The sequence below is a fragment of the Parasaccharibacter sp. TMW 2.1891 genome (assembly GCF_023337675.1).
GTDB classification, from domain to species: domain Bacteria; phylum Pseudomonadota; class Alphaproteobacteria; order Acetobacterales; family Acetobacteraceae; genus Bombella; species Bombella apis.
Genome location: NZ_QORT01000001.1, coordinates 237,872 through 249,660, shown reverse-complemented (window position 1 = coordinate 249,660; position 11,789 = coordinate 237,872). Strand labels below are relative to the sequence as shown.

Here is an 11,789-nt window from a genome sequence, read left to right as displayed (position 1 = left end):
TACACGCTCAGCTCTCGGAGGCATCGGCTGAAGCATCAGCCTGACCCGCCTTTTCATCGTCAGCAGGCAGGCCCGCCCAGTCCCGAATCATCGTCTCCGTCAGATAAAGCAGGGTTGGACCGATGAAGACACCAGCAAAACCAAGTGTGGACAACCCACCAAAAGCGCCCACCATGATAACGATGACAGAAATCCGCACATACCGGCGAATGATGAGCGGCTGAAGGAAATTGTCTCCTGCAATCACCACAAGCGCAAACAGCAGCATGATGATGGCGTGCATCAACGGTGCCGTAAAATAAAGCCAGACGGTGCTGAGAATCATCACCCATGCCCCACCGAACTGTAGAACACAGGAAATGAACATGACCGCCGCCACGACACTGCCCATCGGCATACCAGCGGCCATCAGGCCAACCCAGCCGAACAGTGATTCAAGAATGGCTGTCAGCGTGACACCCAGAGCAACACCTCGTGTCGTGATCTCGGCCTGCTTCAGCAGGGCACGTCCCTTTCTGCCGCCAAGCTGACCACCAATCCGGTCCAGAAGCATGATGATGCCCTCCGCCCGGCCCAGCAGCAGCACCATGACGATCAATGTCAGAGCGAATTCCAGCAAAAGAGACCCAAAGCTGCCCGCTGATGCCAGAAGGACATGCAGGATCTTCTCTGGCGACGGGATGACCTGTTTCAGCAGCTCCGGCAGGCTGTTTTCCCGCAGATGATCCCAGAACGGAATGATATTGCCCCCAACGTAAGGGATACGCCCCACCCAGGCGGGCGCTGCTGGCAGCTGTATTGTCGGCAGGATCCCAATGAAATGGGACACGGCATCAACATGCCGTGCAAAAATGACGATCACCAGCACGGCAGGCAGGAAGAAGATGATCATGGCGGCCAGGACGGTAAAAAAGACCGCCGCTGACCGGCTGCCAAAGCATATGGTCTGCAACCGCTGAACCAGCGGCCAGAGCGTGACAGAAATCGTCGCCCCCCAGAGAATGGGGGGCAGGAAAGGATGGATGATCCATACCGCGGCCAGAAGCAGAAGCCCCACGGCCAGAGCGGTCAGTACTGGCCGGACCGGGCTGACCGCAGCCCGGGTCGTAGCCTCGGCTGAAGCAAAGAAATTCCTGAAACGCGTTATCATGACCTATCCTGAGCAAAAAGGTGCCTGTATGGCCCCAATAAAATAGAATCCCGGGAAAGATGGAAGACCGGTACCATGACTATGGTTACAATCTTTTCATCCACACCTCGTGACCTATCTCAATGAAAACTGCTAAAAGATTGCTGGGACGGATACCGGCACGGTACCGTCTACCCGGCGTTGCCAATTCACCACATGAGAGGATTTACCTGCATGTCTCAGAAAGAAAACAATATCGCCCGCAGCATGACCCGCGAAGACCTCATCTTCGCTCTGGTGCAGGATGTAGTCCGCATCGAAGGTCCGAACACCAAGATCGACCGTGCCTACCTTCTCAAGCTCGTGGCTGAAATTGCCCGTTCCGTCGACGGTAAGTAAAACCTCCCCGCACGACAGTGGCATGGAAAGCCAGGGTGACAGTCACCCTGGCTTTTTTTTCATGTCTGGGACCCATCATCAGATGGCAGCGTCATAGAAACCTGCGGCACCATGAGGCTGATACCTTCCTGGCTGAAACGTGCCAGCACCCCGGAGATAACAGCCGTTCTCACGGCATCACTGTTCGTGCCCCGTGCAACATAGATCGCCAACGTCGCAGAAACCGTATCCCCCACCTTGTCACCCAGCCAGCTCTGCGGGGCCGGGTCCTTCAGAACATCCGGCTGATCCGCCACGACAAGCATGAAAAGCGCCTTCACCTTGTCCACACTCACATTGGTCGGTACAGCGAAAACAAGGCTCATCTTCAGCGGATTATGACCCGCACTGTAATTCTGCACATTCGCCGTGATAAACTGGGAGTTGGGAACAATGAGTGTCGTTCCATCACTCAGCCGGATATCCGTTGCCCGCACATTCACACGCTGAATCACCCCCGTATTGCCACTGATGGTGATCTTGTCCCCAGCCTGGGCCGGACGTTCCGCCAGCAGGATCAGACCAGAAATGAAGTCTTTGACGATGGACTGGAGACCAAAACCCACACCCACTGACAGCGCACTGACAACCCATGTCAGATTCTGTACGGAAATGCCGATCATGGCCAACAGCTTGAGCCCCGCAGCGATCCACAATGTATAAGTCAGAATGCTGATGATGGATGTCCGTGCCCCATTATCCAGGGACGTGACCGGGAACAGACGTGTCTGCAGCCACTGTTGCAAAAACCGTATGGCGTAATAAACGCCCACCAGCAGCAGGGCCGCCCCCACTATCGTCCTTGGCGAGACGGGCACACCAAACAGGATACCCCCACCAAAGACATGCTCCAGCTGCCGCCATGTCCCGATGAAGGAAACACCATTTCTGCCCTGCAACAGGGCAATGAATACCATGACAAGGCTGAGACCAACCAGCGCCGTGGTGATGACCTCCATCTGCGCAAGACGGCGGGCACTCAGCTCCAGCTCGGTCCACAGCCGCCCAAGACGGCTCTGTGCCGAAAAGAGGAACTGTGAAAAGTCCCGCCACGCCTGCATGAGCAGCATGACGGCCCCAAAGGCATAAAGCAGCGTCAGCACCCAGTCATTCAGCAGGAAAGCAAAGGAGATATAACCACTCAGAACGGCAACGGCCGTCACCCCCATGAGCAGGGCAGAAACACCATGCAGGGGAATATGCTGGATCAGTACGGCACCAATATCCTGCCCCGTACTGCCTGCCTCCACATCACCCAGAGCCGTCCCATTTTTCTGGTCACGTTTGCTGGAGCGGCACGTCAGATACAGCAGGATGGATGTGGAAAGCGCAAATGCTCCTTCCAGCACGGCATCCAGCCCGGGGCCGACATCGCGGCTGACTTCGGCCGTCCGCAACGCTCCGTAGAACAGGATTCCTCCACCGAGAAGCAGACTGCACGGCAGGCACGTCCTGCCCAGAAGCCAGCGCTTGAGGGACACCCCGGCCCCGATGATGAAACCACACACCGGCAGTGCCTGTGTCAGATACGCGCCCTGCATGGCGGGCACGCCATCACTGTCGAAACCCACAAGCTGCCAGCCCTGCCAGAGGATTTCCGCCAGCAGACCACACAAGACACCGGCCAACACGCTCCCCAGGGCACGCTGGCTGCGGATCACGCCCCCCCAGCTCGCCTGCCCCCGGGCTGAAGCAAGAACACGGGTCGCCAGCTGCCTCAGCACGAAGCCAAACAGCATGACCAGGCAGCCAATACCCAGAACACCAACCAGTGCCCTCGGCTCATCCTGCCCCATATCCCGGAATGTCGCATAACCATCCGACAGGGCCCGCCGCCAGAAACCGACCCCCAGAGGAGAATCGACATGCCGTACCAGCGCTCCCTGCTGGACCTTGCGGCGCAGGTCGTCCAGCTGACCTTCCAGCTGGCGGGTCTGAAGATCACAGACACGCATCCGCACCAGAAGAGCCGTAATCCCCATGGAGGTTTTGCGGGCCGTGACACGCTGCCGGGTGATGGAAGCATCCTCCCCATCCTCGGCCTTGTCGCCAAGAACCTTCAGCAGGGAATTGATGGAGCCCTCATAAGCCTGGATCTGCGCCATCCCGTCCGTCACATGCTGGCGGACCTTCGCCACCTGTTGCGTGTAGGAATCCAGCAACCGCCCGACGGGCAGCCCCTTCAGTCCCCCCAGAGCGGCACCAACCGTCCGCAAGGTCGTCTGGTCCTGGTCCAGCTGGGTCCGCAATGCCCCCGACACACCGGCCCAGCCAAAATCACCTTCCGGCTGCCCCAGAGGCAGGGGAACTGTCCCGACGGGCGCAGCGTGCGCCGGGGCTGACCCGGAATCCACCTTGTCAGCAGCACTGGCGGCCATGCCCTGCGCAGGAGCCGCCAGCATGGCAACCAGCCCAAGGCCTGCCCCCATGCTCACCATGATCTGACGAACAGAATAACGCTTCATAAAACCTGCTTGTTTCCAATGTCTTGATTCATGACCTGCTGGGTAGACGAACACAGAAATATGGTAGAGTTATGTTACCGTTCAAGATGATCCCGACAGGTTCCGTCCCATCTCCATCCCTGTCCGTATCGCAGCGGCGACATTCTCTGCTGTACGACGGACATTCTCACGGGCCTGCGCCAGCACGACCGGCAACGCCTCGGGACGGGGAACCGTATCAAAGAAAGCATCAATGCCCACCTGATGCATCCTGTCCACACCCTCTCCCGTAGAACCGACAATGGCAATGACAGGCCGCCCCTGGGCTCTGGCAACCTGAGCAACCCCCATGGGAGCCTTGCCCTGGGCACTCTGGCCATCCATCCGGCCCTCCCCGGTGATGACAAGGTCCACATCCCTGAAACGGGCAGCCAGCTGAAGCTGGTCTGCAACAATCTCCACACCTGGCCGCAGCCGTGCCTTCGTAAAAGCCAGAAGCCCAGCGCCCAATCCCCCCGCAGCACCGGCCCCAGGCACAGCCGCCACATCCTTCCCACACCGAAGGGCCAGGATACGGGCATAATGCGCCAAGGCATCATCCAGAAGAATCACATCCTCTCGTCCAGCCCCTTTTTGGGGACCAAAAACATGCGAGGCCCCCCGCGGCCCTGTCAGAGGGCTGGTCACATCGCAGGCCCCTTCCAGCGTGATGTCAGACAGGCGTCTGTCCAGACCGGAAAGGTCCACATCCGCCAGCCTGGCCAGAGCCCCACCACCAGGCGGCAGCTCCTGCCCCTGCTGATCGAGCAGGCGGGCCCCGAGAGCCTGCGCAAACCCGGCCCCTCCATCATTGGTAGCACTGCCCCCCAGGCCGAGAATGACATGTCGGCACCCATGTTCCAGAGCGGCAAGAACGAGCTGCCCAACTCCATAAGTGGTCGTCCGCAAGGGATCACGCTCTTCTGGCTGGAGCAGGGGAAGGCCCGCCGCTGCTGCCATCTCGATGATCGCCGTCTGCCCATCACCGCTGATGCCGAAAAAAGCAGGAACCGGCATCCCCAGCGGCCCCGTGACGGAACAATGCACCAGTTTACCATCCGTACCCTGCACGAGGGCTTCCACTGTTCCCTCTCCACCATCTGCCATAGGCAGACAGATATACGATGCTTCAGGAAACACGCGGGAGAAACCTGCTTTTATCTCCTCAGCCACCTCAAGTGGGGCCAGACTTTCCTTGAAGGAATCACAGACAATGGCAATTTTCATACGTCCCTCCTGCCTTCAGGGTGCTCCCCGGGCAGGAAAAGGTCTAGTCTTCTTCGCCGTAGAATTCCTCTCCCAGCACGATGGCGGGCCGCCCTTTTGAACGCCGGAAATTGTTCGTATCCCGCAAGGAATAGGCACAGCCACAATATTCCTGTTTGTAGAATCTCTCCCGCTTGCTGATCTCGATCATGCGGGCAGAGCCTCCCCCCTTGCGCCAGTTGAAGTCCCAGTAGGACAACCCATCATAGGGCGCCACGGCCCGGGCACCACAATCATTGATCTGGGCCATGTTCTTCCAGCGTGAAATGCCCAGAGAACTCGTCATGACAGGAAACCCGTGCTCATGCGCATACAGGGCCGTGCGCTCAAAACGCATGTCGAAGCACATCGTGCAGCGTATGCCACGCTCCGGCTCCCATTCCATGCCCTTGGCCCGCTCAAACCAGTTGTCCCTGTCATAATCGGCATCAACGAACGGGATGTTGTGTGCCTCGGCAAACCGGACATTCTCTTCCTTGCGCAGAAGATATTCCCGCTCTGGATGGATGTTCGGATTATAGAAGAAGATGGTGTAGTCGATGCCTGATTCCGTCATCGCCTCCATCACCTCACCAGAGCAGGGGGCACAGCAGGAGTGAAGCAGCACCTTTTTCTGCCCACCCGGAGGCTCCAGAACCGGCCTGCCGGACGGTGTCAGCGGAGCAGACACACGGCGCTTTTTCCGGGCTGCATAGCCACGTTCCCTACCGGTCGGGCTGGCCACTCCGGCATGTGTCGTTCCATCACAGGCCGGGTCATGAAGGGCATCCGGCCGGTCTGTCCGCTCATGGCTCATCAGTGAGTTCCTCTATCCGATCATCAGCACACGCCCGCCCCCATACAGAGGCACGGCAGAACTGTCGAGTAGATAGAGCTTCACGTCTCTTTCACCACGCATCTCAACCAGAACCAGCCACTGGCCACGGCCATGAAAGAGCCGAGAAAAATACCGATCTTGCTGGATATGAGCAGGCCCGAAGCAGGAAAGGCCAGCGAAGCCATGAAAAGACTGACGGTAAAACCCAACCCACAGAGCAGGCACAGACCAAAAAGCATCGGCCATGATGTCCGGGCCGGAAGAGAAGCCAGGCGGCACCGTATGGCAAGCCACGTCATGCCGAAAATTCCGGCCGTCTTGCCCAATACCAGCCCCACCACAACAGCCACGATCAGACGCAGATCAAGGCTCGTGAGAGACGTATCAGCCAACGGCACACCCACCATGACAAAACCGAACAGCGGCAACACCCCCCATGTGACCCACGGCGCCAGACCATGCTCCACACGCTCCAGAGGAGACGGGCCATCATGCCGGGCGGTCGGCAGGCAGAGCCCCACCACGACACCCGCCAATGTGGGATGCAGCCCCGCTTCCTTCAGGCAAATCCACAGAAGCCCCCCGCCAATGCCATAAAACCACAGGCAACGGACACCCCGCCAGCCGGCACAGGCCATCATGCCCACAAGGATGACCGTACCGAAAAGCGGCATGGCATGCGGTGTTCCACCATAAAAGAGGGCGATGATGAAAATGCCCAGCACATCATCAAAAATGGCCAGTGCCATCAGCCAGACCCGCCCTCCTTCCGAAACACGCCGCCCCAGCGCCAACAGTACAGGCAGCGTAAAAGCTGCATCCGTTGCAACGGGAATGGCCCAGCCTGACCGCAGGGCAGGGTCAGGTGCAGCGATCAGCGCATACAGCCCTGCTGGAACAACCACACCTCCCAGAGCAGAAAGACAGGGCAGAAGACATTGGCGAAATTCTGCAAGATGTCCGGCTGTCAGTTCCTTTTTCAGCTCAAGCGAAATGGTGAGGAAAAACAGCGTCATCGGCCCAATGGTGACCAGCTCTGCAACGCTGGGCAGGCAGAAGGGTGACAGGCCATCCCCCAACGGGACAGGTCCCAGAGGCTTGGCCAGCAGCGCATAAAAAGACCGCCATGGTGAATTGGCCAGGATGAAACCTGCCAGCGCCATAACCAGCAGAAGGCAGGGGCCGCCCGTTTCCGGCGTCAGAAACCGATGTCTGCATGTTGCCGTCATCATCGTCCTTTTATGGCTGTCGAGACCGCTCCCCTCTTACAGCGCTCCGGGGAAAAAATCTCTACCACCTGCAAGACGGTCAGTAATGTGAGAACAGGGCCCCCTCAAACAGATAAACCAGCTTGAAATAATAAGCGTTGGTCTCCGGTACATAACGTCCGTCCACCGAATGGGCATAGCGGGTCGTGATGTTAAGCCGGGGATTGATGTTCCACATCAATCCCACGCCCAGCGTAACCTCCCGGCTGCTGCTGTCCGCCACGGAACGCCCCAGCGTGTTGTCATGCCAGCCGGCATTGTTCTGCCAGTCCATGGAGAAAAATGGCTCCCACCTGCGGCTGGCTTTCCAACTGAAACGCAGATTGCTGTGAAAGGCCGTCCCCGGATGATAGGAATGTTCCCCTCTGACATGCATGGTCGAAGCCACCACAGCCCCGAGGTCTCCACCGAAACTGAAATGTTTCCACTCATAATCAAACATGAAGCTTGAAAGATTGGACCAGTATTGCGGGTTCAGGACTTTCCGGGTGGCGCTGGGTGTCTGCATGAAGGTCTGGATACCGAACGTGCTGTGTCCATTCGGTTTGAACCACACCGCAGGCCCTGTGATGGTCGGCCCCAATCCACCATAATTTGTGCCATCCGCCAGACGGTAACTCTCCGTCTGGATGACTTCATAGGCAAAACCGACATGAGGAATGGAATCAAACGTCCAGAAATGGACGTATTTGCTCAGGCCAGACCATGTATGACTGCCCCGTTCCGGCTTTCTGGCCCCCTGCCCATCATAATAATTTCCTGCTGCATTCCCGTCACCATACTGGACGAATACATTGAAAGGCTTGAAATCCACTGGCAGGTCATATTCATGCGGACCAATGACGGCAAACGTGATGTCCGATGCTTCTGCCGAAGCAGACGACAGCAGCCAGAACACGACCATACCACCCAGCACCAGCAGCCCACCCGGTGATCTCACCCTCCTCAGCCACAGCATGCAGAGCCTTCCCCACAGAGCAGACATGACGCAGGGCCCGGCCGTCAACAAAAGAGCTGCATCACGTCCCCTGCCACCCCCACAGGGATGGCCAGTCTAAAACGGCTTCTGCCTGTATAGAAGGATCGGTTCTCTTTTAACAAGTCAGATCAATTACAAATATAATAGTACCCTGTCAGTACAGCTTACATCAGACCCCAATGAAACCCCTCATACGACCAGATAAAGCTCAGGCTCTCACCCCGTCACATCGTCTCACCCAGAGGTAATACACGACGGCCGTCACCAGCAGACTGACAATCCATGAAATATCCACTCCATGCAGGGCTTCCACAAGCGGCCCTGTATACGGGCCGGTCTTCATGAAAGGCAGTTCAACCAGCACACCCAGGAGATAAATCAACACGACCGGCAGATTGAACCGCCCATACGGTCCACCATCCGCCCTGAAAAAGGCCATGACATCATACTCGCCATGGCGCAGCAGGTAATAATCGCACAGATTGATTGCCGTCCACGGCACGAGCACTGCCATCAGTACATCCAGAAACGACGTGTATGCCTTCAGGAAGTCACCAACCATGCCAAGGCTCATGACCAGGGCCGCCCCCAGCAGAAGAACCGTCATGACCAGCCGCCCCCACAGGCCGGCACGCCACGACGGCCAAAAGGTCTGCACCAGAGTAAGGCTGCACAACGCTCCACAATAGACACTCATGGCATTGGCCAGCGGAATGGCCAGTGCCAGCACCAGAAGAACGATATTGCCCATATGGCCGCCCGTCAGGGAGAGCGCTCCAGCCAACGGCAGGGACGGATAGCTCAGTGACAGCAGGCTCCCCAGCACCATGGGCAGAACAGCCCCGATGACAGTTCCCCCATAGGTCGCCCAGAAGGCCTGCCGGCCGGACCCGGCCTCATCCGGCAGATACCGGGAAGAATCAGAAACATAAGGGGCATAGGCGATCTGCCAGAGAGCCGAAACGGAAAAGGCTCCGAAGAATCCGGCTACCGTGCCGTGCATGTCTGCCAGCAATGTGCGGGAAAACCCGCCCAGCCCACAACCGATGGCATAAATGACCGCCACAATGGAAATCCAGCTGGCCAGACGGGAACAGACATGGATGGCCCTGTACCCCATCATGCAGGGCAGAAGTGTCAGCACCGCAATGAGCCAGACCCCCCTGCTGCCCTGGAAGACAGGCAGCACATGCGCCAGGGCTTCTCCCCCCACGACACAGTTGGAAGCAGCAAAACCGATATACATGAGCACGACCAGCAGGATGATCGGCACCGACCCATAAACGCCAAACTGCCCCCGACTCTGCACCATCTGGGGCACACCCAGACGCGGGCCCTGTGCCGCATGGAGCGCCATGAAGACAGCCCCCACCACATTACCCAGCACCAGCGCCAAAACGGACCAGATGAGCGACAGCCCGAATACGGCTGGCCCCAGAGCCCCGGTAACAACCGTCAGCAATGTCATGTTGGCACTGAACCAGACCGAGAACAGGTCCGCTACCCGCCCGTGACGATGCGCCTGAGGAACGGGGTGAATGGTATGGGTTTCCATATGGGTACTCATGGCCCCGCTTTTCCCACACTCCCAGAGGCGTGAAAAGAGGTTACTTCATGGCAGTCCCGTCCAGACAGCAGGTCAGACTGAAAAATATCCAGAGGCGGAAGATAGACTTTGAAGTTTTACCCAAACTTCTTTAACAGATTCCGCAACAATGCGCTCTTTCTTGGGGGCAATTTCGTACCGTCAGGGTTCTTTTTATAGAAATGGGGACTATTATGCCTGCCATATTCTCTTGCCCCATACGGCAGAACGTACCCATTTCTCTAAAAGAACTACGCCGTTATTCATCAGTTTTTCTCAAAAAGCTGGCCAGGCACTGGTCCTGGCTGCTGCCAGTCGCCCTCTTCTGCTTCGCCACCCCCGGTGCGCAGGCACAGGTACTTGATGAAATCGTCGGTAACGAACCCCTGCTCCGGGTTGATACCCCCCTGCCTGCCCATGGCGGCTATACGACCTCGGTTCCTCCCTTTGGCAGGCCAGAGGCCCTCTTTCCCCATGGCTTTGGCATGACGGACTGGCTGCGCAAACGGGGCATTGCCCTCCTCCTCGACAACACGAATGAATTTGCCGGGGCCATCACGCCGCCCAAGAAAAACTATCCCAACTCCCAGCATTTCGCACCCTACAAACAGGGCGCCAGCAATGCCGGGCAATATGCCGCCTCACTCAACATAAACTGGGAACAGCTCATCGGGCTGCGGGGTTTTTCCACACACAGCATTGTTGTCGGCCGCTATGGAACAACAGCCAACCGCATGTTTGGTGACTGGCTGAACCATGCATCGGAAGATTACGGCGGTGGCGGCAATGTGGTTGTCCATCTCGTCATGGCCTATGGTGAAGAAGACCTGTTCAATGGCCGCCTTGCCATCGCTGCCGGCCGCATGGCGGAAATGTCGGACTTCCAGAACAGCCCCCTCTTCTGCAACTTCCAGAATGGCAGCATCTGCGGACGGCCCAAGGCCGCCACGGACAGCAGCTTTGTCAGCGGTTATCCTGCAGCTGTCTGGGCTGGGCGCATCCGGGTCCGTCCCTCCCGCTTCCTTTATATACAGAGCGGCCTCTATGCCGGAGAAAACGGCATCTACAAGAACGAGCAGCACCGTACCGGCTTCAAGTTCAATGGCGGCAACATCAACGGGTTCCGCCTCCCCTTTGAAATGGGATGGGAGCCCCTCTTCGGCAAAAACCATCCCGGGCATTACAAGATCGGCGGCGTGATGATGACCGCCCCCAGCCCCGACAATTATCTTGATGAGCAGGGACGTCCCTACGCCCTGACCCATGGCAGACCCCGCACACGGCATGACGGTTACGGCGCCTGGTTCATGGCCGACCAGCATATCCTGAACCATTACCACAGCAGCAAACGGGGCATCACGCTGCTGGGGGGGTTCCTCTATAATGATAAACGGATCGCCCTGCGGGAATGGGAAGCCTATGGGGCTCTCATAGACCGTGGAATTTTCCGCTCCCGCCCCTTTGACACGTTTGGTCTTTCCTTCACCTACGAGAAAATTGCCCCCGGTGTGCAGGCCACCGAGACCATGATGCTGGACACACAGCAGTTCAGCCGCCTCCCGGACCATGCAACTGGCGTACAGCGTCATGCCGCCGTGTTTGAAGTCAACTACGCCATCCATGTCTATCGGGGTGTCATTTTTCAGCCACTGCTGGAATATTTCTTCCGCCCCAATGGCCAGGGCAATCTCCGGGATGCGGCTCTGCTTGGCTTCAAAAGCCATATCGAGATTTTCTGAGAATTTTCAGCCCGATCATAACAGTTGCACATGAGCTGTTTTTAAGCTGTTATCACTGTGATCGGGATGACCTGCATCCTGCGCA

The 11,789-nt window shown here is 57.8% G+C and carries 9 protein-coding genes; 2 read left to right on the top strand and 7 right to left on the bottom strand.

Annotated features, from left to right (window positions below; genetic code table 11):
- Positions 1-7: 7 nt before the first annotated feature.
- Positions 8-1,150: an AI-2E family transporter gene (locus tag DTJ15_RS01030; protein ID WP_192848586.1), complete on the bottom strand. Its 1,143-nt coding sequence runs from the start codon at positions 1,148-1,150 to the stop codon at positions 8-10.
- A gap of 213 nt (positions 1,151-1,363) precedes the next feature.
- On the opposite strand from DTJ15_RS01030, the gene DTJ15_RS01025 reads away from it, so the two are divergent.
- Positions 1,364-1,528, top strand: coding sequence for a hypothetical protein (locus DTJ15_RS01025; protein WP_156878809.1), 165 nt, complete (start codon positions 1,364-1,366; stop codon positions 1,526-1,528).
- Positions 1,529-1,587: 59 nt separating this feature from the next.
- On the opposite strand, the gene DTJ15_RS01020 is transcribed toward DTJ15_RS01025, so the two are convergent.
- From DTJ15_RS01020 to DTJ15_RS00995, 6 genes are all read right to left on the bottom strand, one after another.
- Positions 1,588-4,032 carry a DUF3772 domain-containing protein gene (locus tag DTJ15_RS01020; RefSeq protein WP_249109221.1) on the bottom strand — a complete coding sequence of 815 codons (2,445 nt, stop codon included), beginning with the start codon at positions 4,030-4,032 and terminating at the stop codon, positions 1,588-1,590.
- Between the two features lie 81 nt (positions 4,033-4,113).
- Positions 4,114-5,277, bottom strand: a complete 1,164-nt coding sequence (locus tag DTJ15_RS01015; protein ID WP_249109219.1) for a glycerate kinase — start codon at positions 5,275-5,277, stop codon at positions 4,114-4,116.
- A 43-nt stretch (positions 5,278-5,320) separates the two neighbouring features.
- Entirely contained in the window at positions 5,321-6,112 is a 792-nt protein-coding gene (locus tag DTJ15_RS01010; protein WP_086431766.1) for an epoxyqueuosine reductase QueH, read from the bottom strand.
- Positions 6,113-6,192: 80 nt separating this feature from the next.
- Positions 6,193-7,365 (bottom strand): Na+/H+ antiporter NhaA, encoded by a 1,173-nt coding sequence (gene nhaA / locus DTJ15_RS01005; protein ID WP_081847779.1) that lies wholly within the window; start codon positions 7,363-7,365, stop codon positions 6,193-6,195.
- Between the two features lie 76 nt (positions 7,366-7,441).
- A complete protein-coding gene (locus DTJ15_RS01000; RefSeq protein WP_081847784.1) occupies positions 7,442-8,305 on the bottom strand; it encodes a transporter in 864 nt (287 codons plus the stop codon).
- A 283-nt stretch (positions 8,306-8,588) separates the two neighbouring features.
- Complete coding sequence (locus DTJ15_RS00995) at positions 8,589-9,947, bottom strand: cytosine permease (protein ID WP_043562053.1); 1,359 nt, start codon at positions 9,945-9,947, stop codon at positions 8,589-8,591.
- A 212-nt stretch (positions 9,948-10,159) separates the two neighbouring features.
- On the opposite strand from DTJ15_RS00995, the gene DTJ15_RS00990 reads away from it, so the two are divergent.
- Positions 10,160-11,704, top strand: a complete 1,545-nt coding sequence (locus DTJ15_RS00990) for a carbohydrate porin (protein WP_248630304.1) — start codon at positions 10,160-10,162, stop codon at positions 11,702-11,704.
- The last annotated feature ends 85 nt before the right edge of the window (positions 11,705-11,789 follow it).

Coding starts and splice junctions, on each gene's coding strand:
- DTJ15_RS01030 (WP_192848586.1), bottom strand. CDS start 1,150: ATGATAACGCGTTTCAGGAATTTCTTTGCTTCAGCCGAGGCTACGACC.
- DTJ15_RS01025 (WP_156878809.1), top strand. CDS start 1,364: ATGTCTCAGAAAGAAAACAATATCGCCCGCAGCATGACCCGCGAAGAC.
- DTJ15_RS01020 (WP_249109221.1), bottom strand. CDS start 4,032: ATGAAGCGTTATTCTGTTCGTCAGATCATGGTGAGCATGGGGGCAGGC.
- DTJ15_RS01015 (WP_249109219.1), bottom strand. CDS start 5,277: ATGAAAATTGCCATTGTCTGTGATTCCTTCAAGGAAAGTCTGGCCCCA.
- DTJ15_RS01010 (WP_086431766.1), bottom strand. CDS start 6,112: ATGAGCCATGAGCGGACAGACCGGCCGGATGCCCTTCATGACCCGGCC.
- nhaA (WP_081847779.1), bottom strand. CDS start 7,365: ATGATGACGGCAACATGCAGACATCGGTTTCTGACGCCGGAAACGGGC.
- DTJ15_RS01000 (WP_081847784.1), bottom strand. CDS start 8,305: ATGGTCGTGTTCTGGCTGCTGTCGTCTGCTTCGGCAGAAGCATCGGAC.
- DTJ15_RS00995 (WP_043562053.1), bottom strand. CDS start 9,947: ATGAGTACCCATATGGAAACCCATACCATTCACCCCGTTCCTCAGGCG.
- DTJ15_RS00990 (WP_248630304.1), top strand. CDS start 10,160: ATGCCTGCCATATTCTCTTGCCCCATACGGCAGAACGTACCCATTTCT.